Origin of the sequence: Amycolatopsis sp. cmx-8-4, from assembly GCF_046548675.1 — a bacterium.
Classification (GTDB): domain Bacteria; phylum Actinomycetota; class Actinomycetes; order Mycobacteriales; family Pseudonocardiaceae; genus Amycolatopsis.
This window is the reverse complement of record NZ_JAEBDZ010000010.1, coordinates 166,709-189,663: the sequence shown is the minus strand read 5'-3', so window position 1 is coordinate 189,663 and position 22,955 is coordinate 166,709. Positions and strand designations below refer to the sequence as shown.

The window sequence follows — 22,955 nt, the reverse complement described above, 5'->3', positions numbered from 1 at the left end:
GAGTCCCTCGATGTGCCATTCACGGACCTCAGGACACGGCGTAGGTGAAGACGTGCGCCGCGGCTGTGCCGGTGGACGTCGGCAGGGTGACGCTGCGGACCTGCTTGGCCGGGTCCAGGGCGATCGGCGCCGTCGCGAACAGGTACGACGTGTACGGCCGCGACAGCCGGAACATGTACCGCGGGAACGCCGAGTTCACGTACGGCACCTGCGCGACGACGGTGTTCCCGAACTGCGGGGTCTCCGCGCCGCCCTGGAGCAGCCATTCCGACAGGCCCAGCGCGCCTTGCTGCGTCGAGCCGTCGGTGTAGGTGACGGTCACGCTGCCCTGCGCGTCACCGCCGGTCGCCGAGCCGAGGAACGACAGCTTCGTCGCACCCGCCGGGGCGTCGACCGCAAGCGTTTGCCCTGAGGCGATCACGTTGTCCGGTGCCCCGGCCGGGCTCGACGGCCAGGTGAACTCCCGCACCTTCTCGCCCGGCTTGACGCCGCTCTTGGCCAGGCCCTGCGCGGAGTAGGCGAACTGGCCGGGGTAGAGATCCGTCTCGCCGAAGTCGCCGTACTGGACGAACCGGTCGTCCGTGACGCCGACGTTCGTGTTCGCCGCGTGCAGCGTCCCCGGCTTCCCGACGGTCACCGGCAGGTACGACGGCAGCTGCCCGCTGAACTCCACCGGCACGCTCGCGTAGGCGTCCGGCGTCCCGGCGGCGGCCGTCACCTTCACTTGTTGCGACGCCGTGCCGTGAGCGCCCACGGTGAGCGTCCCGCTCGACGGCGTCACGGTGATCCCGGCCGGCGGCTTGGCGTGCCAGGTCACCCGGCCCGATCCGGTGATGCCCTCCGCCGTCACGGTGGCCGCCGTCGCCGCGCCACCGGGCGCGACGACGATCCGGCCCGGGCCGACGCGGCCGCGCACCGGCACCTCGCCGTCGCGGAAGGACGGCGGAGCGTCCGAAGCGCCGGAACCCCACGACGTCGGCGACGCGCCGAGCGTGAAGTCCAGCCGGCCGCCGTTCACCGCGAACGACTCCGGCAGCCACGGCTTCGTGCTCGCCTTCCCGTTCACCTTCAGGCTCTTCACGTACTTCACCGAGCTGGACGCGCCGGGCGCGGTGATCGTGAGCCGCTGCCCGGTCGCCCGGGTGAGCGTGACCTTCGGGAACATCGGGCTGGCCAGCACCATCTCGGCGCGCCCCGGCGCCTCCGGGTACATGCCGAGCGCGGCGAAGACGTACCACGCCGACGTCGCGCCGAGGTCGTCGTTGCCGGGCAGGCCGTCCTCCGTCGGCTTGAACAGCAGCTCCGCCGAGCGGCGCACGATGTCCTGCGTCTTCGACGGCGCGCCCGCGTACGCGTACTCCCACGGCACCTCGAACGAGGGCTCGTTCGACATGAACGCGTACGGCGAACTGGCGTCGCTGTTCAGCTTCGTGAAGAAGAAATCGAGGCGCTTCTTGACGGCGTCGTCGCCACCCATCGCGTCGAAGAGGCCGCGGACGTTGTACGGCACCATCCACGTGTACTGCGCCGCGTTCCCTTCCTGGTAGCGCATTTCCTGGTACTCCGCGGGATCGAACGGTGAGAGGAACTGCCCGTCGCGCATCCGGGTCTGCAGGTAGCCGGTGGCCGGGTTGTAGACGTTCTCCCAGTACTGCGCGCGGGTCATGAACTGCTGGTAGGTGTGCTGCTGACCGAGCCGTTGCGCCAGCTGCGCGATGCCGAAGTCCGCCGTCGTGTCTTCGAGCATGTCGGAGACGTTGTTCGGGTGGTAGCCCAGTGTCTGGTAGTCGGACAGACCCGGGCGTTCGAGGGCGCGTTCACCCGCCTGCTGGACTCGGGTGGCGCCGGTGACCATCGACTTCAGCGCCTGACCGGCGTCGAAATCCGTGGCACCGAAGGCGTACGTGCTGGCGATGATCGAGTGGTACGGGTCGCCGCCCATCACGCCCATGAAGTCGTTGTTCTGCGACCACCGGTCCCAGACCCCGCCGGCCTGGTTCGCCTGGTTGAGCATGGACTGCGCCATGTCGGCGGCCTCGTGCGGCGCGAGCATCGACAGCAGCTGGACCTCGTCGCGGTAGGTGTCCCAGCCGGAGAAGTTCGCGTACTGCGCGTGGCCCGGTTTCGCGCGGTGGATCGCCTTGTCGAAACCGGGGTAACGACCGTCCACATCGGAGAAGACGTTCGGCTGCAGGAGGGTGTGGTACAGCGCGGTGTAGAAGGTGCGCGTGGCCGCGTCCGTGCCGCCTTCGACGGCGATCTGGTTCAGGCGCGCGTTCCAGGTCTGGCGGGCCTTGGCCTTCACCGTGTCGAAGGAGTCTTGACGCTGCTCGGTCTTCGCGTTGAGCCGCGCGCCATTGGTGTCCACATAGGACAGTCCGACGCGGACCTGCACCGGCTTGGCCGGGTCGAAACTCAGGTAGGCGCCCGCGCCACCGTCGGCGGTGACGACCTGCTTGTCCCAGGTGTCCTTGCTCAGGTCGCCGCCGCGGGCGGTGGTCGCGCCCGGCGTCACAGCGGCGTTCTGCCAGGTGCCGGACGTCGTGAACGGCTGGTCGAAGGAGGCGGTGAAGTAGACCTTGTAGGTGTTGGGGCCGCGGCAGAAGTGCCCGCTCGACACCCAGCCTTCGACGGTCCGCGTGGCCGGGTCGACCGTCACGGACGCGTCGTCGCTGCCCATCGCGGACTGGGCGACGTCGATCAGGAGCGTCGCGGGGGAGTTCTTCGGGAAGGTGAACCGGCCGAGGCCGGAGCGCTGCGTCGCGGTCAGCTCGGTGGTGATGCCGGAGCCGGTGGTCACCTTGTAGTAGCCGGGGGACGCGGACTCGTCGGCGTGGCTGAAGGTGGGGAAGTACTTGGTGGCGTCGACCGCGGGCGACGTCGTGATGGTGCCGGCGAACGGCAGGAACGGGACGTCGCCGGCCGCGCCACCGCAGCCGGCGCCGTTGAAGTGGGTGAGGCTGAAGCCGCGGAGCCGGTTCTCTTCCCAGGCGTAACCGCCGTCGCGGTCGCGGGCGTAGTACCGGCCCTGCCCGGCGGGCGGCTTGGGCTGCAGGGGCGTGTCGGGGCTCCACTGGACCATGCCGAAGGGGACGTCGGCGCCGGGGAAGGTGTCGCCGGCGTAGGTGTTGGTCTCGGGGGTGTCGCCGGCCTTGGCGCCGACGAAGGGATTGACGTAGGCGGCGAGGTCCTTGGCGTGGTCGGGCTCGGCGTAGGCGGGGGTGGCCACGGCTGTGATGAGGGGAACGATCAAAGCCGCGGTGACGACTCTGCGCATGCTCTTCCTCCCGGGGTGAGCGGGTCACCGCAGGCCTGACAACGTTGTCAGAGAGCAGGGGTGACCCGGCGAGCACTGGGAGTGAATCACCGGCGGTTCGGGCCGGTCAAGAAGTGCCCGCCAAGCGGCCTATCCCGTCAGCGCGCTCCGAGGTCGGCGCCTGAGCGGGATGCGGCGCCCGGTCCGTCGGCGCAGTGGGGCGGCCGACGCTGTTGGCCGCTTGCCAGCGCCCCAATGTGGCGTTCGGTGCGTTGGACGCACCGAACGCCACATTGGGTGCGTCTGACGCACCCAACGCCACATTGGGTGCGTCTGACGCACCCAACGCCACATTGGGGCGCTCGGGCGCAGCGCGAGCCCGGGTCAACGCTTGAGGATCCCCAGTACGTCGTCGTGCAGGAGGCCGTTCGTCGACAGTGCGCTTCCGTTGTCGTAGCGCCCCGCGCCGTCCAGGTCCGAGAACCGGCCGCCCGCTTCCGTGACGATCACCTGCGCCGCCGCGACGTCCCACGGGTTCACGATGCACTCGGCGGCGACGTCCATCGCGCCCTCCGCGACCAGGACGTGCTGCCAGAAGTCGCCGAACGCGCGGGACTCCCAGCACGCGTCGAGCAGGTCCAGGTACTTCTCGCGCGAGTGGTACTCGCGCCACGAGTTCACGTCCGTGGTGGACAGGTAGGCGTCCGAGAGGGAGGAAACGCCGGAAACCGACAGCTGCCGGGTCCCGGCGGAGTCGGACGAGAACGCCCCGGCGCCCGAAGCCGCCCACCAACGGCGGCCCAGCAGCGGCGCGCTGATCATGCCGACGACCGGGTCGCCGTCGACCACCAGGGCGATCAGGGTCGCCCAGACGGGTACACCCCGCAGGAAGTTCTTGGTGCCGTCGATCGGGTCGAGCACCCAGGCCCGGCCGGTCGCGGCCGAGCCGCCGCGCTCCTCGCCGAGCACGGCGTCTTCCGGCCGCTCCGCCGCCAGCACCGCGCGGATCGCGTCTTCGACGGCGGTGTCCGCGTCGGTCACCGGGGTGCGGTCGGGCTTGCGCTCCACCCTCAGGTCCAGGGCGCGGAAGCGCGCCGTCGTGATCGCGTCGGCGGCGTCAGCCAGCCGGGTGGCGAGGGCCAGATCATCTCCGTAGCCAGGCACGGTCACGATGGTTTCACGCCTCCCCGCCGTAGAGTTGGCCAGGTGAGCATGGTCCTACTCGCCGAAGACGATCCGGCTATCGCCGAACCGCTCTCCCGCGCCCTCGAACGTGAGGGATACGAGATCCACGTCGTCACCGACGGCCCTTCGGTGCTCGACGCCACCGCCGCCCAGCGCGTCGACCTGCTCGTCCTGGACCTGGGGCTGCCCGGGATGGACGGGCTGGAGGTCTGCCGGCGCCTCCGGGCCAACGGCACCGAGCTGCCCGTCCTGATGCTCACGGCCCGGACCGACGAGGTCGACTTCGTCGTCGGCCTCGACGCGGGGGCCGACGACTACGTTGCCAAGCCGTTCCGGCTGGCCGAGCTCCTCGCCCGGATCCGCGCGCTGCTGCGCCGCCGGGTGCCCGAGGTGCTCGAGGCCGGCGGGGTCCGGATGGACCTCGGCGCCCGGCTCGTGACCGTCGACCTGCACGAGGTGCAGCTGGCGAACAAGGAGTTCGAGCTGCTGCGCGTCCTGATGACCCGCGCCGGGCAGGTCGTCAGCCGCGACGAGATCCTCGCCGAGGTGTGGAACGACCTCGAGTCGAAGACGTCCAAGACGCTCGACATGCACATGTCGTGGCTGCGGCGGAAGCTCGCCATCGCCGCCGACGAGGCCGCCGGGCGCACCAGCAAGACCCACGACGGCGAACGGCGGATCGCCACGGTCCGCGGCGTCGGCTTCCGCTTCAACGCCGAATAAGCCGTGCGCCGCCGCATCCTGCTGGCCATCCTCCTCGCCGTCGCGGTCACCGCGGCGGTGCTCGGCATCCCGCTGGGCATCGTGGCGAGCTGGCAGATCGAGTCGAGCTACCGCGAGACGCTCGCGGAAAACGCGCGCGCCGCGGCGGCGATCCTCGACACCGAGATCGCGAACGGCCAGGACATCGACCTCGACCAGGTGCGGGCCGCGGTCCCGGTCAACGGCCTGCTGACCGTCCGCGCCAGCAACCAGATCGAGAAGCGCTACGGCAGCGACCCGGGCGCCGACACCGTCACCGAGACGGCCGACCTGGCCCGCGACGGCAAGGTCGAGATCGCCGTCCCGGCCGGCCCGATGCACGAGCGGCAGACAACCGTGACGCTCGTCGTCATCCTGCTGGTGCTGCTGTCGATCACCACCGGCGCGGTGGTGGCGCTGGTGACGGCGCGGCGGCTGGCCAAACCGCTGCGGCACGTCGCCGAACGCGCGTCCCGGCTCGGCGGCGGTGACTTCCGGCCCGACCCCAGCCGCTACGGCGTCGGCGAGCTCGACATGGTCGCCGAGGCGCTGGACGCCTCCGGCACCGCGCTCGCCCAGCTCGTGCAGCGGGAACGGCAGCTGGTCGGGGACGTCTCGCACCAGCTGCGCAGCCGGCTGACGGCGTTGCAGCTGCGGCTCGAGCCGCTCACCGTGCACCCGGACGGCGAAGTGGCCGACGAGTCGAAGGCGGCCCAGGAGCAGGCGGACAGGCTCGCCGAGGCGCTCGAAGGGCTGCTGGCGGCCGCGCGCGCCGCGCGTGAGGTCGGCGCCGAACCCGTCGACCTGCCGAACCAGCTGCCCAAGATGGCGCAGGAGTGGCGTGAGCTGCTCCGCTCGGAGGGCCGCAACCTGCGGATGCGCGTCGCCGACGGCCTGATGGCGCGGGCCACGCCCGGGCGCCTGCGCGAGGTCATCGGCGTCCTGCTGGACAACGCGCTGCGCCACGGCTCGGGCACGGTCAGCGTGGTCGCCCGCCGCGGTGACGCCGAGGGCACGGTGGTCGTCGAGGTCAGCGACACCGGCTCCGGCGTCCCCGACGAGCTCGCCCCGCACATCTTCGAACGCGGTTTCTCCGGCGGCGGCTCCACCGGCGTCGGGTTGGCGCTGGCCCGGGCCCTGGTCGAGGCCGACGGCGGCCGGCTCGAGCTGTCGAACCGCCGTCCGGCCGTGTTCAGCCTGTTCCTCAAGGTCCCCAAGCCGAGCGACGTCCCCGAGGTGCGCTGGCCCGCCGAGCGCGTCCCGCGTTAACCGATGTCGGCCGTCACGAGCAGGACGAACCCGGCTCGCGCGGGCATGCCGAGGCTCGTCCACAGCTGGGCCGGATCGGTCGCGCCCAGCTCCACCCGCAACGGCGATTCGGTGCTGAGGACGGCGTTCAGCGCGGCGTCGAGCAGGTCGTGCTCCTCCCGGATCGCCCCGGCCCGCGCGGTGACGAGGTAGGAAAGCGCGCAGCGCCGGGCCGCGCGCTTCCCCTCCCTCTCTTCTTCCGCCCCGACGGCGTCGCGCAGCGCGAAGAGGAACAGCTCCACGCTCCGCACCTGCGACTCCGTCTGCCAGGTCGGTTTCGGCGGATCGAGCCGGATCTGCGTCCCGGCGGGCAGGCAGGGGCGCAGCAGCCGGCACAAGGCCTCGTCGACCTGGGCGATCATGGGTCAGATCAGCCCTTCGCGGAGGGCGTAGGCGACCGCGTGCGACCGGTTGCGCAGCTGGAACCGGTTGGTCACGTCGTGCAGGATGCTCTTCACCGTGCGCTGCGAGTAGCAGAGCCGGTCGGCGATCTCCTGCGTCGAATACCCGGCCGCGACCAGGCGCAGCACCTCCGTCTCGCGGTCGCTCATGCCGCCCGCGGACAGGCCGCGTGGTTCGAGCACCTGGCGCTGCAGGCGGGACACCCGGTTCAGCAGCCGGCCGAGCAGGTCGGGCGGCAGGGCACCCTCGCCGGCCGCGGCGGCCTTGATCAGCCGGACGAGCACCTCCGGGCCGGCGTCGGCGCGGCGGGCGACCGCGCAGACGCCGTGCTCGACGGCGCCCAAGACCTCGTTGTCGTCGACCTCGCCCGCGACCAGCACGATCCGGGTGAAGCCCTGGTGGTGCAGCGCGGACAGCAGCCGGGTCATCGGCTCGTCGAGCCGGTCGGCGACCAGCAGCGCGACCCCGGCCGACGCCGCCGGGTCCCCGTCCACCACCCGGACGTCATCACGCGAACGCAGCGCCACGCAGACGCCGTTGTGCAGGATCGGATCGGTGGCACGCACCACCACCGGCGTCCGGTCGGATTCGAACATCGCCCCCCATTCCCCTCGCACGGTGCAGGCTCTCCAGCCTGCCCGCCGGGGTGTCCCGGGCGCATGGGACCGGTGTCCCGATGCCGCCCGGGTCTAGGGGAGTCCGAGGCCGGCTTCGCGGGCCCGGACGATCGCCTCGGCCCGGTCCGCGACGTGCAGCTTGGCGAAGACGTTCGAGATGTGGTTGCGCACCGTTTTCGGGCTCAGGCACAGCATGTTCGCGATGACGCCGTTGTTGTGCCCGGCCGCGATGAGTGAAAGCACTTCGCGCTCGCGGCCGGTCAGCTCCGGGAACACCGGGTCGCTGACCGGCAATGGCCGGCTGAAGAAACCGAGGACGCGGTTGGCGATGTCGGGCCCGAAGATCGCCTCGCCGCGCGCCACAGCGCGCACGGCCCGCACGATCTCGTCCGGCTCGGCGTCCTTGAGCAGGTAACCGCGGGCGCCGGCGCGCATCGCCGCGAAGACCGACTCGCTTTCGTCGGCCATCGTCAGCATCAGCACGCCGGCGTCCGGGCACTCGGCCACGATGTGCCGGGTCGCCTGGATCCCGGACAGGTCGGGCAGGTGCAGGTCCATCACCACGACGTCCGGGCGCAGCGCCGCGGCCGCGCTGATCGCGTTCGCGCCGCTCGCCGCCTCGCCCGCGACCTCGATGCCGGGCTCGGCGGCCAGCAGCGTGCACACGCCGAAGCGGAACAGCGGGTGGTCGTCCACGACGAGGACGCGCAGGCCGTCGGCCACCCCGCCTCACCTCCCCGCCGTCACCCCCGGTAATGGTAGGTGAACGCGGCCGCGTTCTCACGCGCCCAATCGGCGAAGGTCAGCGGCGGCCGGCCGAGCAGCCGCTCGACGGTGCCGAAGACGACGTGCTCGCGATCGGCGGACGCCCGCTTCAGCGCGAAGAAGCCGTCGACGGCTTCGGCGGGCCAGCCGTACATGCGCGTCATGCGTTCGCGGGCCGCGCTTTCCGGCTCTTCGACGTACTCGATCTCGCGGCCGAGCGCGTCCGACAGGATCGCGACCTGCCGTTCGGTCGTGAGGGCTTCGCCGCCGGTGAGCTCGTAGGTCGCGCCTTCGTGGCCGGCGGTCGTGAGCGCGAGCGTCGCGACCGCGGCGATGTCCCGGACGTGCACCAGCGCGGACGCCGGGTCGCCTTCGGGCACGTACACGGCGTTCTCCTCGCGAATCGTGCGCAGCCAGGCGAAGCGGTTGTCCATGAACGCGCCGGGCCGCAGGATCGTCCACGCCGGACCGGCTTCGCGCACGGCCTGCTCGGCTTCGGCGTGGGCCAGCGTGATCGGGTCCATCTGTCCGAAGTGGACACCGGTGGTGGACAGCTTGACGAGGTGGGTGACACCGGCCCGGGCGGCGGCCTGCGCGACCGCGCGTTCGCGGGCCACGCTGTCGCCTTGCGTCAGCATGAAGACGCGGTCCGCGCCGTCGAGCAGCGCGGGCAGGTCGGCGGTGTCGAGGTCGGCCTGGACGACGTCGGCGCGCGGGTCGATCCGGGCCTTGGCCGGGTCACGCGTCAGCGCGCGGACCGCGGCACCGGCGTCGAGCACGGCGGGGACGAGGGCGCGGCCGACTTTGCCGGTGGCGCCGAGGACGAAGATCATCGGAGTTTCTCCTGGTGGTGGTCGCGGAGCGGCACGTGCGGGAGCGCGAACGCCGTGACGATGGCGAGCGCGAGCACGGGCAGCAGGGTGAGGAACACGCCGTGGGTGGCGTGGCCGGGACCGGCGGGCAGGCCGGCGGTGAAGACGGCGCCGAGCGCGACCGGGCCGAGCGCCGAGCCGAGCGCGCGGGCGAGGTTGACGGTCGCGGACACCGCGCCGAGGTCCGCGCGGGGCGCGGTGTTCTGCGTGGCGACGGCGAGGACCTGCATGTTCAGTCCGGCCGCGAGCCCGAAGACGACGAGGCAGCCGAGGATCAGCGCGAGCGGGCTGTGCTCGTCCAGCGTCGTCAGGCCGAGCATCGCGAGCAGGCCGAGCGCCATGCTCAGCCGCGGTGCCCAGCGGTAGTGGCCGGTGCGGGCGATGACCCGGCTGGCGACGACGGACGAGACGGCCACGGCGAGCGTCATCGGCACCAGCAGCAGGCCGCCTTCCGCCGGACCCGCGCCGATCTGCAGGAAGACCGCGATGTAGTTGATCGAGCCGAGGAAGGCGAACCCGGCGGGCACGCTCAGCAGGACGGCCACGGTGAACGTCCGGTCGCGGAACAGCCGCAACGGCAGCACGGGGGCTTTCGCGCGCCGTTCGACGAACACGAAGGCGGCGGCCGCCGCGATCCCGAGGCTGATCGACCACGGCGTGAGCAGGGTGAGCCCGGTGATCGTCACGCCGAGCAGAGCGACGCCGGCGAAGTCGAACGGCGCTTCGCGACGACGTCTCGGCAGGTCGAGTGGGTACAGCAACGCGACGGCGATCAGGCCGAGCGGCAGGTTGACCAGGAAGATCGACCGCCACCCGGTCAGGCCGGTGAGCACCCCGCCGACGACCGGACCCGCGAGCGAGGCGACGGCGAAGCAGATCGAGAACCACCCGAAGTACTTCGCGCCTTCGCGAGGCGTGAACATCTCGCCGAGCGAAGCGCCGACAGAGACGAAGAGGCCTCCGGAGCCGGCGCCCTGTAGGACGCGGCCGGCGACCAGCAGGCCGGCCGACGGCGCCAGGCCGCAGGCGAGCGAACCGAGCAGGAAGAGGGCGAGCGCGCCCAGGAGCACACGTTTGCGCCCGAAGACGTCACCGAGCTTGCCGTAGAGGGGCGCGGTGACGCTCCCGGCGAGCAGGTAGGCGGTGGTGACCCAGGCGTAGGCCCCGGTCCCGCCGAACTCGGCGGCGATCCGCGGCAGCGCGGTGGCGACGACCTGGGCGTCGAGCATCGCGAGGAAAACGGACAGGAACAGCCCGACGAGGGCCGGTTTTTTGACGCGCGAAGGCGCGGTTGTGATCAAGGGATGTCCTCGTGAAGAAGGGACGAGAGATGTCCGGACGCGTCGGAAAACGCGTCCCGTCGAGTCGGGAAAAGGCTCCATCGTCACCCGCGGACGGGTGCGACCTCTTCGCGCTCGGAAACCACCTCGAATCGTCCCGCTCGCCCGGCCGAACCCGGACGGCGTCCTCACGAAGGAACACTGACGGAGTTGACTGTAGACAACTACATGTCAGGAGACAAGTACTTTTCGGAGAGCGATCAGCGCAGGCGGGTCACGTCGCCGTTGTCGCGCCGGCGCTCGCCCAGCTCATCCGGGAAGACCCACTTCTTGAAGCCCCAGAAGCGGAAGAACATCGCCAGCAGCATGCCGATGATCGACCCGCTCGCGAAGTCCGCGACCTCCATCACCAGCCGCGTCACGTGCGGGACTTCGAGGTCCAGCACGTACCGCGAGACGTACAGCGGGATCAGGTTCACCACGACGGCGATGCCGCTGATCACGAAGAACAGCGCGGCCTCGTGGGTGCGTTCCCGGCCGCCGCGGGTGCGGAAGGACCACTCGCGGTTGAGGATGTACGACACGATCGTCGCGACGATGATCGCGATCGCCTTCGCCGTGGTCGGTTTCGACTCCAGCACGCTCAGCTTGAGGAAGTACCAGACGCCGTTGTCGACCACGAACGTCGTGCCGCCCACGATCGCGAACTTCAGCAGCTCCCGGTGCTTGATCAGCACCGAACGCAGTGGTTCCGGCGTGCGCTTGAGCACGGTCTCCACAACGGTCACACGACCCAGTCTAGGAGCACACCGCCGTGACCTGTGGTTCAGGCGGCCTTGCTGCCGTGAATGTCCGGATCTTCCGCGGCTTCGGCGGCCACCGCGACGGTCCGGGCGTCCTCGTCCGGGAAGACCCACTTCTTGAACGCCCACCAGCGGAACACCGTGCCGAGCAGGGTGCCGATGATGATGCCGCTGACGAAGTCGGCCACTTCGACGCCGAGCGGGGAGAGCTGCGGCGCCTGCAGGTGCAGGACGTACCGCGAGAACCACTGCGGCAGCGCGTTCAGGCCCAGCGCGATCCCGCTGATCAGGAAGAACAGCGCGGCCTCGTGGTGACGCTCGCGGCCGCCGCGGGTGCGGAACGACCACTCGCGGTTGGCGACGTAGGAAAAGATCGTCGCGACCAGGACACCGATCATCAGCGCCGTGACCGGGTGGGTCCGCAGCACCGTGAACTTCAAGCCGTAGTTGACGGACATCGTGATCACGAAGCTGATCCCGCCGACAACGGCGAAGCGGAGGAGCTCGCGATGCTTTTTCAGCAGCTCGCGCACCGCGCGGACGCTACCCGGTCAACCAGCCGAAAGCCCTTTCGGGGGTGACCGTCGGCTGCTTGTCGCCCGGTTTGCCGGGAACCGGTGGGGCGCTTGAGGTCGTCGACGACGGCGGTGGGGTTTTTGTCGGCTCGGGCTCGCTCGTCGCCGGCGGTGTGGTGGCCGGAGTGTGCGACGGCTTGGGCTTCGACGGCGTCGTCGTGGCCGACGTAGAAGGCACAGTGGGCGTGGTCGTCGGTAACGGGTCCTTCCCGCACCAGTGGTGCCAGCAGCCGAAGTCGACGGTCACCGGTCCGGCCGACGCCTTGCCGAGCTGCGCGCCGATCGTGACCTGCCCGTCGTCGGGGCGGCCCTTCAGCCGCGCCCACAGGTTGACGTGCTGGCCGGGCGCCACCGAGCCGGTCGTCGTGCAGCTCGCGCCCTCGGCGGTCGGTGTGCACGGGAAGCCGCGCAGGCTCCACCACTGCCAGAGAGCGTGGTCGAAGGTGACCGTGACCGGCCGGGTCGTCTCGCCGGTGTTGCGGACGCGCACGTAGACCAGCGGGTTGCGGGTCCACGGGAACGCCGAAAGCCCGTCGCCCTGGGCTTCCAGGACCACGGCGTCCGGCGGCTGCTTCACGGTGACCTTGACGCTGACGGCGACGTTGATCTGCACGCCGGCGGTGACCGAGCCGGTCACCGTGCCGCCCGTGGCGTCCTCGTCGGCCTCGAGCCGGAAGTTGAGCGTGGCGCTCTGGCCGGGTTGCAGGCCGGCGCCCGTCTTGCACGTCACCGTGCCCTCACCACCCGGGCAGTTGACCGAGATCGGCGCGGCCGCGTCCTGAGCGAACGCCATCGGCGCGCCGCCACCGCCCGACTCTACGGCGTGCACGCCCGGCGGCAGCTTCAGGGCCGCGGCCACCGGCTCGGAGACGCTGCCGCCGTCGTTGCGCACGGTGATCGGCAGGCTGACGGGCCCGGCGCCGGGCTGCAGCTCGAGGCCGTCGGCCGGGGTCGTCGCGGACATCTTCGGCGGGGCCGGCGCGGGCGGCGCCGGTGTGGGGGCCGGCTCCGGAGCGGGGGTGGGCGCCGGCGGCGGCACGACGGGTGCGGGCGGAGGTTCCACCGGCGGCGCGGCGGGCGGCGCCGGTGGGGCCGGGGGAGCGGGTGGCGCGGGCGGTGCCGGTTTCGGCGGTGCGGGCGGCACGACGGGCTGGACGATCGGCGGCGGCACCTGGGCCGCGGCGGGGATGTCCTGCGCCCCGCCCCCGGCCGTCAGCGCGATGACGACGGCCGCGACGACCGCCGTCCCGGACGCGGCGACCCCGGCGAACTGGCGGGGGCCCGCGGCGGCGGCCCCGGCGGCCGCGCCGGCTTTGCCACCGGCGGCCGCGGCCCCGGCGGCGGCCGCACCGGCCGCGGCCGCGGTGGCCGCGCTCGCCTTGGCCGCGCCGATGGTCGCGAGGTAACCCAGCGCGGCGCCGCCCAGGACGATCGGGGCGATGATCGCGCGCAACCCGCCGTTGACGTCGGCCAGTTCCGCGGCCAGCGCCCGGCAGTTGTCGCACTCGTCGAGGTGGCACTCCACCTGGGCGCGTTCCCGCTTGGAGAGGCCGTCCCGGGTCCACGCGCCGAGCCGCTCGGCACAGGCGCGGCAGCGTTCCTCGGCGTTCTCCTGCAGGTGGACCTGCAGGTACGCCTGCCGCAGGCCCTCGCGGGCGCGGTAAGCGAGCGCGGAGACGCCGTTCGCGGTCAGCCCCAGCAGCGGCGCGACCTCGGCCGGGCTCTGCTGCTCGATCTCGGTGTGCCAGAGCACGGCCTGCCAGCGTTCGGGCAGCCGCGCGAACGCCTTCGCGGCCATCGTCCGCTCGAGCCCGGCGACGGCGGTGTCGGAGAACGGGACGGTGAGCGCCTCGGCCGCGGCGCCGCCGACCTCGGTCATGTCCTCGTTGAGGTCGACCCGGCGCTCCTTGCGCGTCCGGTCGTACGCGGTGTGGCGAAGGGCGGTCAGCAGGTACGCCCGGAAGGCGGTATCCGGTCCCTTGCCACCACGGAGCGTGTCCAGCACTTTCGCGAAGGCCTCGGACACCAGGTCGTCGGCCTCGGAGCTCGAGCGGGCCAGCTGACGGGCGAGGTTGTGCGCCGCGCCGGTGTGGCGTTCGTACAGACCGCCGTACGACGCGATCTTCCCGGCGCGGACCTCCGCGATCAGCTCGGCGTCACTCTTTCCGCTGAGATCGGCGGGAATGGTGGACACGGCACTCCTCGGTCGGCTAAGGCCTGGACCTGCCCTTACAGGCGGGCCCGGGGCACGAGGCAAGTGTGACTGACCCACCCTGAGCGGTCACGTCGTGGTGGGGGTGAAGACACCGACGGCGCAAGAAAATCACCCGACTTTCGCGAGCTTCGGAGAAAAGCTTCTTAACAAAACTGGTGAGTACGCCGTCACGGGGTACTCCGTCGACCGTCCTCATCGTGAAGCACCGAGCAAGATCGACAAGTTCGACGAAAGGGGCGGATGGCCAGTGGATGTTCCGGCAACCGGCACGCGTTCCGGCCCCGGTGACGTTCCGTCCACCGCCGAGCGTGACCGCACCCTCCGCGCCCTGCGCGGGCGTTGGCGCACGGCGAGTCTCGCCGCGGGCTGGCGCTTCCCGAGCGACTGGGCGTTGCCCGAGGTCGACGCCGTCTGCGCGGCCGTGCTGAACAAGGGCCGCGTCGAAGCCGCCGAAACCGCGCTGGCCGGGCTGGCCCGGGCCCGCGCGGCGGCCGGCGCGGGACTCGCCGAAACCCTCGCCGACCTGGCCGCGCTGCACGCCGTGCTCGACCACGTCGGTGACGGCTTCGTCTCGCCCGACGTCGATGCGACGCCGTCCCGGCTGCTCCGGGTGACGGCGCTGGCCTGGGCGGACGTCGCCACCGACCAGCTCGTGCACACCGAGGTCACCGACCCGCTGACCGGCCTGCCCTCGGCCGCCTACCTGCGGACGCGGCTGGCCGAGCTCTACCAGGCCGCCGCGGCGCGCGAGCGGCCGGCGGCCGAGGAGCACATGCTGCTGGTCGTCTCGCTGGACCTCAGCACCGTCGCCGGCTTCCCGCGGCTGACCGGGATGATCCTGGTCGCGGACGCCCTGCGGGCGGTGTTCGACAGCGGGCAGAGCGTCGCCTCGCTCGGGCCGTCGGTCGTCGCCGCGCTCGTCCAGCGCGACGACAAGGTCGCGTCCCACGGCGTCGCGCTGAGAAGGGCGTTGCACGAACGGTTGTCGGTCGACGCGCAGCTGGCGGACGCCGGTCAGGCGCGCGTCTCGGCGGTGCGGTTGCCGGCCACCCACGAATCGGCCTGCGACCTGCTGGCGCGCCTCGCGAGGGTGTAGAACACCCGGAAAGTCCGGTTCCGTCCGGACCCTTCTGACCTGGACCCGGGCCGCCATGATTTCCTGGTGCGGTGACCAGGACCGTATCCACCGACGTCGACGGCGAAGTCGCGGCCAGATCCACGCACCGATTGGCCCTGCGGAGGTCACTCGCCCGGCTGTCCGTGCGCCCGCGGTCGATCTTGATCCTGTCGGTGATCCCGCTGGTCGCGATCGGGTACGGCATCTGGGGCTGGCAGCACGACTGGGTGCTTGGCGTCGACAGCGCGGTCTACCGCGCGGGCGCGCTGACCCTGCTGCACGGCGACTCCCTCTACGACTCCAACACGTTGGCCAACGAGCCGTGGTGGGCGCTGCTGCCCTTCACCTACCCGCCGACGGCGGCGCTGATCTTCGTCCCGCTCGCGGCGTTCCCGACGCAGATCTCCTGGGGCCTGATCACCGCGATCTCGCTGGGCGCGATGGCCCTCTCGATCCGGATCGCGATCGGCGCCCTGCCGCGCCCGGCCGCCGACGGCCCGCGCTGGTGGGCTTCGCCCGCCCGCTCGACCATCGTGTTCTTCCTGGTTTTCCTCGGCCTCGAGCCGGTGTGGCGGACGATCTTCCTCGGCCAGATCAACCTGATCCTGATGGCCATGATCCTGCTGGACATGCTGGTCATCGGCGCGCGCGGCAGTCGCTGGGGCGGCGTGCTGGTGGGCGTCGCGGCGGCGATCAAGCTCACGCCGCTGGTGTTCCTCGGCCACCTGTTCATCACCGGCCGCCGCAAGGACGCGCTGCGCGGGCTGGCGACGTTCGTGCTGCTCCAGGGCCTGATGTTCCTGATCAACGCGCACGACGCGGCCAAGTACTGGACCATCACGCTGCCCGACACCGGCCGGATCGGGCCGGTGCACTGGGCCGGCAACCAGTCCCTGAACGCGCTGATGAACCGGGCCACCGACCTCGCGCCGTGGGCGTCCAAGGCGGCCATGGGCATCGGCTTCCTGCTCGCCATCCCGGCCCTCTGGCTGCTCATCCGGTTCCACCGCAAGGGCCAGGCGCTGGCCGCGCTGCTGGTGACCGCGTTCTGGACGCTGCTGATCTCGCCGATCTCGTGGACCCACCACTGGGTGTGGGTGGTCCCGCTGATCGTGCTGCTGGTGTCGCGGCTGCCGAAGACGACCCCGGCGACGGCGTGGAAGCGCTGGGTCGGGACGTTCCTGGCGGCGTTCGTGTTCGTCAGCTGCGTGCTGCTGATCCTGCCCAACGGGCGCAACGTCGAGCTGCACTGGACGGTCTGGCAGAACGTGCTGGGCGACGCGTACATCCTGATGCCGGTGGTGCTCGCGCTGGCGCTGGCGCTGCGCTGGGGCCTGCAGCGCCGGGCCCGGAAGAAGAAGGCGGCGGCCGGCGAGCATGTCGACGTCCCCACCGGCGTCTGAGGCCCGCACCGGCCGGGTTCTCGCCGGGATCCTCGCACTCGTCGTCCTCGCGTTCGGGGTCCTCGCCTGGCTGGCCGGGTGGCACCTGGGCGCGGACAGCGCGGTGTACCGCGCCGGCGCGCTGACGCTGGTCCACGGCGACCCGCTCTACACCCGCGACGTGCTGACCGCGCTGCCCGGCTGGGTGCGGCTGCCGTTCACCTACACCCCGGCCGCGGCGCCGCTGTTCCTGCCGTTCGCGCTCGTGCCGTCCGGCCTGGTCTGGGGCGTGATCGCGTTTTTGTCGGTGGTCGCCCTTATGGTCGTGATCACGGTGGTTTCGTCGTCGCCGGGGCGCTCACTCGCGTGGTGGGCGCTGCCGGCGGGAACGGCTGCCGCTCTGGCGCTGGAACCGGTGTGGAAGACGCTGTTCCTGGGCCAGATCAACTTGATACTGATGGCGTTCGTGGTGCTGGACGTCCTGGTGCTCTCGGCGCGGCGATCGCGCTGGGCGGGCGTGCTGATCGGCGTGGCGGCGGCGATCAAGCTCACCCCGCTGATCTTCGTGCCGCACCTGTTCTTCACCGGCCGGTGGAAGGACGGGCTGCGCGCGCTGGGCACGTTCGTCGTGCTGGAAGCGGTGATGTTCGCGGTCATCCCGGTCGACGCGCTGCGGTTCTGGCGGGATTCGGCGACCGACCCGAGCCGGGTCGGGTCGGTGCACTGGATCTTCAACCAGTCGCTCAACGGGCTGGTCAGCCGGGCTTCGGAGCTCGCGCCCTGGTCGCTGGCGGTGGCGGCCGGGGTGGCGGCGGTGCTGGCCGGGCCCGCGGTGTGGCTGGTGGTGCGGCTGCACCGGCGCGGCGAGGACGCGGCGGCGCTGCTGGTGACGGCGTTCTACGGGCTGCTGCTGTCGCCGGTGTCGTGGTCGCACCACTGGGTCTGGTGCGTGCCCTTGATCACACTGCTGCTGGTGAAGGGCCGCCGCTGGGCCGCGGCGGCCGTCGCGGTGCTGTTCGCCTCGCAGATCGTGATGCTCGTGCCCAACGGCGGTGACACGGAGTTCGGCTGGGGCCTGGGCCTTTCGGTCCTCGGCAACGCCTACGTGCTCGCGGCGGCGGCCGGGATCCTCGGGCTCGCGGTACGTGAGCTACGGCTGGTCCGGCTGTCACCGCAGGTGGTCACCGTTTAGTCTGGTGTCGCTATGGACAAACACACCGGTCTGCCCGTCGTGGGCATGGTGGGCGGCGGGCAGCTCGCCCGGATGACCCACCAGGCGGCGATCTCCCTCGGTCAGTCACTGCGCGTCCTCGCCGCGGGCGAGAACGAGTCCGCCGGGCTCGTCGCCGGCGACGTCGTGCAGGGGCACCACACCGATCTCGAGGCGCTGCGGGAGTTCGCGGCCTCGGTCGACGTGCTCACGTTCGACCACGAGCACGTGCCGGGTGAGCACCTGCTGACGCTGGCGATGGAGGGCTACGTCATCCGGCCGGCGCCGTCCGCGCTGGGCTTCGCGCAGAACAAGCTGGTGATGCGCGAGATGATGGCCGGCATGGGCGTGCCGGGACCCGCCTTCGCCGAGGTGTCCACTGTGGACGACGTGCTGGCGTTCGGCGGCGAGCACGGCTGGCCCGTGGTGCTCAAGGCGTCCACCGGCGGGTACGACGGCCGCGGCGTCTGGATGCTCGACACCGCGCAGCAGGCGCGCGAGACCGTGCCGGAGCTCCTGGCGGCGGGCACGCCGCTGCTGGTCGAGGAGAAGGTGGCGATGCGGCGGGAGCTGGCCGCGCTCGTCGCCCGCTCGCCCTTCGGCCAGGGCGCGGCGTACCCGGTGGTCGAGACCGTCCAGACCGGCGGCATCAACACCGAGGTCCTCGCGCCGGCGCCGGGGCTTTCGGACGCGCGGGTCCACGAGGCGCAGGACCTCGCGCTGCGCGTCGCGTCGACGCTGGACGTCACCGGCCTGCTGGCGGTCGAGCTGTTCGAGACCGACACCGGGCTGCTGGTCAACGAGCTCGCGATGCGCCCGCACAACTCCGGGCACTGGACGATGGACGGCTCGCGCACCTCGCAGTTCGAGCAGCACCTGCGGGCGGTACTCGACTACCCGCTGGGCCGCACCGACATGGTCGCGCCCGCGTGCGTGATGGCGAACGTCCTTGGCGCGTCGGTGCTGCCCGAGATGGGGCCGGACGAGCGGCTGCACCACCTCTTCGCGCGGTACCCGGAGGCGCGGGTGCACCTGTACGGCAAGCAGGAGCGGCCGGGCCGCAAGCTCGGGCACGTCAACTTCACCGGCGAGCGCCTGGACGACCTGCGCAACCGCGCGCTGCTCTCGGCGCACTGGCTGTCCCACGCCGTCTGGCTCGACGGCCACGAGATCCACTAGGAGAACAGCTATGGCGCCGCAGGTGGGCGTGATCATGGGCAGCGACTCGGACTGGCCGGTGCTGGAAGCGGCCGGCGCGGCGCTGGACGAGTTCGGCGTCGGCTACGAGGTCGGCGTCTACTCGGCGCACCGCACCCCGCAGCGCATGCTGGACTACGCGACGTCGGCGGTGGCGCGCGGCATCCGGGTGATCATCGCGGGCGCGGGCGGCGCGGCCCACCTCCCGGGCATGGTCGCCTCGGCGACCGTCCTCCCGGTGATCGGCGTCCCCGTGCCGCTGAAGTACCTGGACGGCCTGGACTCGCTGCTGTCGATCGTCCAGATGCCGGCGGGCGTCCCGGTGGCCACGGTCTCCGTCGGCGGCGCGCGCAACGCGGGCCTGCTGGCGGTCCGCATCCTGGCCGCCTCCGACGAGGGCCTGCGGTCGAAGATGACGCAGTTCCAGCTGGACCTGGAGAAGCTGGTCCTGGACAAGGACGCGGCCCTGCGCGCGAAGGCCGGCCACTAGCCGGTCACTCGCCGGTCACCACGGCACGGTCTCGCCGTTGCGGTCCAGGAACTCGAGGCCGGGCTTGCCCCGCTTCGCCAGGAGCACGTCGACGACCAGCGGGACCGTCTCCTCCATGGTGAACGGCGCGTCCGGCCCGCCGAGGGCCGTGCGGATCCAGCCGGGGGCGATGACGACGAGCGCGCGCTCGGCCTCGGCCGGGCGGGCCGCGAAGCTGCGCATGAACATGTTCAGCGCGGCCTTGCTGCCGCGGTAGACCTCGCGCGAGCCGGCCGTGTTGTTCGCGATGCTGCCCTGGCCGGACGACATCGCGCCGATGAGCCCGTCCGGCGGCACGAGGTCCCGGAGCGCCTCGACGACGCGCATCGGGCTGAGCGCGTTGGTGACCATCACGTCGACGAAGTCGGCGGTGGAGACCTCGCCGACCGGCGTCTGCGGGTTGTTGGTCGTCCCGGCGTTGATGAAGAGCACGTCGAGCCGCCGGTGCGCGAGCCGCTCGTGCAGCGGCGGCAGCTGATCGGGTTCGGTGATGTCGAGGTGCTCGACCTCGACGCGCCCGCCCGAGCGGTCCGCCAGGTCGTGCAGGGGCGTGCGGGCGGTGGTGTCCCGGACGGTGCCGATGACGTGCCACCCGCGGTCGAAGAGCTCGGTGGCGATCGCGTGGCCGAGGCCGCGGGACGCGCCGACGATGAGGGCGGTGGGTTCGGTCATTTCGTCTCCTCGGGTTCGGCTTCCCAGTCTCACCGCGATGGCGTCTTCGCAGCGCATTCGCCGGGGTGATTTGTAGGATTGCCTCGACAGGAGGAATGTTGATGGCCGAATCCGTCGTGGCTTCGCCGGAAGATGTGTGTCTCCTGCGGGCACTGCAGGTCGCTCCGCGGGCCTCGTTCGCCGCGATCGCCGAGGCGCTCGGGCTCACCGAGGCCGCGGTCGGCCGACGCTACCGGCGGCTGCGGGCCGACGGCATCGTCCGGGTGGCCGGCATCGTCGACCCGGGTGCGCTGGGGCAGAGCAAGTGGCTGGTGCGGTTGCGCTGCCGGCCGGGCAGCGTCGCGGCCATCGCCGACGCGCTCGCGAAGCGCGAGGACGTCAGCTGGGTGGCGCTGTGCGCCGCGGGGGCCGAGATCACCTGCGCGGTCCGGTCCCGCACCCAGGAACAGCGCGACGACCTGCTCGGCAGGCAGCTCCCGCGCACGGCGGCCGTCCTGGACATCCAGGCGTCCGCGATGCTGCGCCAGTTCATGGGCGGCCGCGGCCACTACTGGGCCGCCCTGCGCGGCACGCTGACGCCGGAGCAGGAGGCCGCGCTGGGGACCGGCGGCGAGCCGTTCACGGAGGCCCCGGTCGTGGCCCGCGAGCCGGTGCGCCTCACGCCCGGGGACGAGCGGCTGCTCGCCGTGCTGGCCGAGGACGGCCGCGCGAGCCTGGTCGACCTGGCCGCGGCGGCGGACCTCACGCCCGGGCGCGCGTCACGCCGCTTGCGGACGCTGCTGGAGCGGCGCGCCGTCCACATCGACGTCGAGCTCGCCGCGACGGCGCTGGGCTACCACGCGGGAGCGAACCTCTGGCTGCGCGTGCACCCGTCGGCGGTCAAGACCCTGGGCCGAGCCCTGGCCCAGCTGCCGGAGATCGCCTTCGCCGCGGCGGTGACCGGTCCGCACAACCTCCACGCCGTCGCCCACTGCCGGGACCTGGACGAACTGTTCGAGTTCACCTCCGACCACGTCGGCTCCCTGCCGGGCCTGCAGAGCATGGAGGTCTCCCCGCTGCTCAGGCACGTGAAGCAGGCGGCCACCCACCTCTCCGGCGACCGCCTGGCCTGACCGCCGGCCTCAGTCGAGCTTGGCCGGCAGTTGCTCCCGCAGCTGGCGCTTGAGCACCTTCCCGGCGGCGGACACCGGGATCTGCTCGACGACGTGGATCTCCCGCAACCGCTTGTACGGCACGACCTTCTCGTTGATCGCGGCCATCAGCTCGTCCGCGTCGAGCTCTCCGTGCGGCACCACGAACGCCACCGGCAGCTCGCCGACCTCGACGTCCGGGCGGCCGACGACCGCGGCCGCCGCGACGCCCGGCATCGTGATCAGCAGCTCCTCCAGCTCGCGCGGGAAGACGTTGTACCCCTTGTACAGCAGCATGTCCTTCTTGCGGTCCACGATGGACAGATAGCCGTCCTCGTCGAGGATGCCGATGTCGCCCGTGTGGAGCCAGCCGTCGACCAGGGCGGCGGCCGTCTCCTCGGGGCGGTTGCGGTAGCCCTGCATGATCTGCGGGCCGCGCAGGCAGACCTCGCCCCGCTCGCCCGCCGGGACCGGGTCCTCGCCGCCCTCGGCCGGGACGACCTTGACCTGCGTGTCGAAGATCGGGACGCCCACCGAGCCGACCTTGCGGGTGCCCGAGCGGTACGTCGGCGAGATGATCGCGCCCATCGTCGCTTCGGTGAGGCCGTAGCCCTCGGCGACGACCACACCGGGGAAGCGCTCGCGCAGCGCGTTGATCATCGCGTGGTTCATCGGCGCCGCGCCGGAGCCGATCGACCGCACCGAAGACAGGTCCGCGGTGTGGAAGGACGGCGTCGCGAGCAGCGCCGCGAACAGCGCGGGCGCGCCGCCGAGACCGGTGACGCGCAGGCGTTCGGCGTCGGCGATGTAGGCGGCCGGGTCGAAACGCGCGTGGAGCACCGTCGTCGTGCCGCCGATGATCGCCGCGTTCATCCCGCCGATGATGCCCATCGCGTGGAACCACGGCGTCAGGTTGATCGCGATCCCGGTGCCGAGCCGCGAGGGCCACTCGTCCTCGCCGCCGATCTGGTCGATCGTGATCTCGCCGTCCGCGTCGAGCGCCGGCACCGAGCCGGAGCCCCAGCACGAGTGCTGGAGGGTGTTGACCACGACGTTGCGGTGCGTCAGCCGCACGCCCTTCGACCGGCCGGTGGTGCCGCCGGTGTAGGCGAGGTGCGCGAGGTCTTCGTGGACGTCGATGGCGACCTCGGGGCGCGTCTCCGGCTGCCCGGCGTGGAACGCCTCGAACTCGACCTGGCCGTCGAGCAGGTCACCCGCCGGATTGACGACGACGGCGAACTTCGCCGGGATCCGGCCGGCGACGCTCGCCAGCGCGCCCGCGACCGGCCCGAACGTCACGACGGCCGCGGCTTCGCAGTCGGCGAGCTGGAACGCGAGGTCGTCCGGCGGGAGCAGCGGGTTCGTCGGGCTGAAGGTGGCCCCGGCCATGAGCGTGCCGTAGTAGGCGATCGGGAACGCGAGGCAGTTCGGCAGGTGCAGCGCCACGACGTCGCCGCGGCCGATGCCGCGCTCGATCAGGGCGTTCGCGAACCGGCAGGCGGCGCGGTAGGTCTCGGTGAAGGTGAGGCTGCGGCCGTCCTGGGCGAAGGCGGTCCGGTCGCCCCAGCGGGTGGCGCCCGCGGTGAGGATCGAACCGACCGGGACTTCGGGGTAGTCGAGGGAGACGGGCAAACCGGGCGGCGTCGTCGGCGCGGTGAGCGGCATCACTCGACCATACGAATTCTGCGGTCAAGGACAC

Annotated in this window: 20 protein-coding genes; 8 read left to right on the top strand and 12 right to left on the bottom strand. The window is 71.9% G+C overall.

Annotated features, from left to right (window positions below):
• Positions 1–28: 28 nt before the first annotated feature.
• Complete coding sequence (locus tag ACLJQZ_RS22995; protein ID WP_410621962.1) at positions 29–3,277, bottom strand: GH92 family glycosyl hydrolase; 3,249 nt, start codon at positions 3,275–3,277, stop codon at positions 29–31.
• A gap of 363 nt (positions 3,278–3,640) precedes the next feature.
• On the bottom strand, positions 3,641–4,426 hold the full coding sequence (gene hisN, locus ACLJQZ_RS22990) for a histidinol-phosphatase (RefSeq protein ID WP_410621961.1): 786 nt from the start codon (positions 4,424–4,426) through the stop codon (positions 3,641–3,643).
• A 42-nt stretch (positions 4,427–4,468) separates the two neighbouring features.
• Between hisN and ACLJQZ_RS22985 the strand changes: the two genes are divergently transcribed.
• Positions 4,469–5,164: a response regulator transcription factor gene (locus ACLJQZ_RS22985; protein ID WP_247063947.1), complete on the top strand. Its 696-nt coding sequence runs from the start codon at positions 4,469–4,471 to the stop codon at positions 5,162–5,164.
• Between the two features lie 3 nt (positions 5,165–5,167).
• Positions 5,168–6,451, top strand: coding sequence for an ATP-binding protein (locus tag ACLJQZ_RS22980; protein ID WP_326946236.1), 1,284 nt, complete (start codon positions 5,168–5,170; stop codon positions 6,449–6,451).
• Here ACLJQZ_RS22980 and ACLJQZ_RS22975 read toward each other — a convergent pair.
• The 8 genes from ACLJQZ_RS22975 to ACLJQZ_RS22940 all read right to left on the bottom strand — a co-directional run bounded on the left by ACLJQZ_RS22975 (position 6,448) and on the right by ACLJQZ_RS22940 (position 13,998).
• Positions 6,448–6,852: a hypothetical protein gene (locus ACLJQZ_RS22975; RefSeq protein ID WP_410621960.1), complete on the bottom strand. Its 405-nt coding sequence runs from the start codon at positions 6,850–6,852 to the stop codon at positions 6,448–6,450. The genes ACLJQZ_RS22980 and ACLJQZ_RS22975 overlap by 4 nt on opposite strands.
• Positions 6,853–6,855: 3 nt before the next feature.
• Complete coding sequence (locus ACLJQZ_RS22970; RefSeq protein WP_410621959.1) at positions 6,856–7,488, bottom strand: response regulator transcription factor; 633 nt, start codon at positions 7,486–7,488, stop codon at positions 6,856–6,858.
• Positions 7,489–7,581: 93 nt separating this feature from the next.
• Positions 7,582–8,232, bottom strand: coding sequence for a response regulator (locus ACLJQZ_RS22965; protein ID WP_410621958.1), 651 nt, complete (start codon positions 8,230–8,232; stop codon positions 7,582–7,584).
• Positions 8,233–8,252: 20 nt separating this feature from the next.
• Positions 8,253–9,107, bottom strand: coding sequence for an NAD(P)H-binding protein (locus tag ACLJQZ_RS22960; RefSeq protein ID WP_410621957.1), 855 nt, complete (start codon positions 9,105–9,107; stop codon positions 8,253–8,255).
• Positions 9,104–10,447: an MFS transporter gene (locus tag ACLJQZ_RS22955; protein ID WP_410621956.1), complete on the bottom strand. Its 1,344-nt coding sequence runs from the start codon at positions 10,445–10,447 to the stop codon at positions 9,104–9,106. Before ACLJQZ_RS22955 ends, ACLJQZ_RS22960 begins: the two co-directional genes overlap by 4 nt.
• Positions 10,448–10,686: 239 nt before the next feature.
• The gene (locus ACLJQZ_RS22950) at positions 10,687–11,214 is read right to left on the bottom strand and encodes a GtrA family protein (protein ID WP_410621955.1); all 528 of its coding nucleotides are present in this window, start codon (positions 11,212–11,214) and stop codon (positions 10,687–10,689) included.
• A 38-nt stretch (positions 11,215–11,252) separates the two neighbouring features.
• The gene (locus ACLJQZ_RS22945) at positions 11,253–11,762 is read right to left on the bottom strand and encodes a GtrA family protein (protein ID WP_326946241.1); all 510 of its coding nucleotides are present in this window, start codon (positions 11,760–11,762) and stop codon (positions 11,253–11,255) included.
• A gap of 10 nt (positions 11,763–11,772) precedes the next feature.
• Positions 11,773–13,998, bottom strand: a complete 2,226-nt coding sequence (locus ACLJQZ_RS22940) for a sigma-70 family RNA polymerase sigma factor (RefSeq protein WP_410621954.1) — start codon at positions 13,996–13,998, stop codon at positions 11,773–11,775.
• A gap of 268 nt (positions 13,999–14,266) precedes the next feature.
• On the opposite strand from ACLJQZ_RS22940, the gene ACLJQZ_RS22935 reads away from it, so the two are divergent.
• The 5 genes from ACLJQZ_RS22935 to purE all read left to right on the top strand — a co-directional run bounded on the left by ACLJQZ_RS22935 (position 14,267) and on the right by purE (position 19,415).
• Positions 14,267–15,115 (top strand): GGDEF domain-containing protein, encoded by an 849-nt coding sequence (locus tag ACLJQZ_RS22935; protein WP_410621953.1) that lies wholly within the window; start codon positions 14,267–14,269, stop codon positions 15,113–15,115.
• Between the two features lie 71 nt (positions 15,116–15,186).
• Complete coding sequence (locus ACLJQZ_RS22930; RefSeq protein ID WP_326946244.1) at positions 15,187–16,539, top strand: glycosyltransferase 87 family protein; 1,353 nt, start codon at positions 15,187–15,189, stop codon at positions 16,537–16,539.
• Positions 16,514–17,710: a glycosyltransferase 87 family protein gene (locus tag ACLJQZ_RS22925; protein WP_410621952.1), complete on the top strand. Its 1,197-nt coding sequence runs from the start codon at positions 16,514–16,516 to the stop codon at positions 17,708–17,710. Before ACLJQZ_RS22930 ends, ACLJQZ_RS22925 begins: the two co-directional genes overlap by 26 nt.
• Before the next feature lie 12 nt (positions 17,711–17,722).
• Positions 17,723–18,907 carry a 5-(carboxyamino)imidazole ribonucleotide synthase gene (locus tag ACLJQZ_RS22920; protein WP_410621951.1) on the top strand — a complete coding sequence of 395 codons (1,185 nt, stop codon included), beginning with the start codon at positions 17,723–17,725 and terminating at the stop codon, positions 18,905–18,907.
• Between the two features lie 10 nt (positions 18,908–18,917).
• A complete protein-coding gene (purE, locus tag ACLJQZ_RS22915; protein ID WP_247060933.1) occupies positions 18,918–19,415 on the top strand; it encodes a 5-(carboxyamino)imidazole ribonucleotide mutase in 498 nt (165 codons plus the stop codon).
• Positions 19,416–19,430: 15 nt separating this feature from the next.
• Here the strand turns inward: purE and ACLJQZ_RS22910 are convergent, their stop codons facing one another.
• Positions 19,431–20,126 carry an SDR family NAD(P)-dependent oxidoreductase gene (locus ACLJQZ_RS22910; protein ID WP_410621950.1) on the bottom strand — a complete coding sequence of 232 codons (696 nt, stop codon included), beginning with the start codon at positions 20,124–20,126 and terminating at the stop codon, positions 19,431–19,433.
• Between the two features lie 101 nt (positions 20,127–20,227).
• Here ACLJQZ_RS22910 and ACLJQZ_RS22905 point away from each other — a divergent pair, with 101 nt between their 5' ends.
• The gene (locus ACLJQZ_RS22905; RefSeq protein ID WP_410621949.1) at positions 20,228–21,238 is read left to right on the top strand and encodes an Lrp/AsnC family transcriptional regulator; all 1,011 of its coding nucleotides are present in this window, start codon (positions 20,228–20,230) and stop codon (positions 21,236–21,238) included.
• A gap of 9 nt (positions 21,239–21,247) precedes the next feature.
• Here ACLJQZ_RS22905 and ACLJQZ_RS22900 read toward each other — a convergent pair whose 3' ends face one another.
• Positions 21,248–22,921, bottom strand: coding sequence for a class I adenylate-forming enzyme family protein (locus ACLJQZ_RS22900; protein ID WP_410621948.1), 1,674 nt, complete (start codon positions 22,919–22,921; stop codon positions 21,248–21,250).
• Positions 22,922–22,955: the final 34 nt, after the last annotated feature.

Bases quoted from the DNA above. Each gene is read 5' to 3' on its own strand.
- ACLJQZ_RS22905 (WP_410621949.1), top strand. From the start codon at position 20,228: ATGGCCGAATCCGTCGTGGCTTCGCCGGAAGATGTGTGTCTCCTGCGG.
- ACLJQZ_RS22910 (WP_410621950.1), bottom strand. From the start codon at position 20,126: ATGACCGAACCCACCGCCCTCATCGTCGGCGCGTCCCGCGGCCTCGGC.
- ACLJQZ_RS22995 (WP_410621962.1), bottom strand. From the start codon at position 3,277: ATGCGCAGAGTCGTCACCGCGGCTTTGATCGTTCCCCTCATCACAGCC.
- purE (WP_247060933.1), top strand. From the start codon at position 18,918: ATGGCGCCGCAGGTGGGCGTGATCATGGGCAGCGACTCGGACTGGCCG.
- ACLJQZ_RS22920 (WP_410621951.1), top strand. From the start codon at position 17,723: ATGGACAAACACACCGGTCTGCCCGTCGTGGGCATGGTGGGCGGCGGG.
- ACLJQZ_RS22975 (WP_410621960.1), bottom strand. From the start codon at position 6,852: ATGATCGCCCAGGTCGACGAGGCCTTGTGCCGGCTGCTGCGCCCCTGC.
- ACLJQZ_RS22960 (WP_410621957.1), bottom strand. From the start codon at position 9,107: ATGATCTTCGTCCTCGGCGCCACCGGCAAAGTCGGCCGCGCCCTCGTC.
- ACLJQZ_RS22925 (WP_410621952.1), top strand. From the start codon at position 16,514: ATGTCGACGTCCCCACCGGCGTCTGAGGCCCGCACCGGCCGGGTTCTC.
- ACLJQZ_RS22985 (WP_247063947.1), top strand. From the start codon at position 4,469: ATGGTCCTACTCGCCGAAGACGATCCGGCTATCGCCGAACCGCTCTCC.
- ACLJQZ_RS22900 (WP_410621948.1), bottom strand. From the start codon at position 22,921: ATGCCGCTCACCGCGCCGACGACGCCGCCCGGTTTGCCCGTCTCCCTC.
- ACLJQZ_RS22970 (WP_410621959.1), bottom strand. From the start codon at position 7,488: ATGTTCGAATCCGACCGGACGCCGGTGGTGGTGCGTGCCACCGATCCG.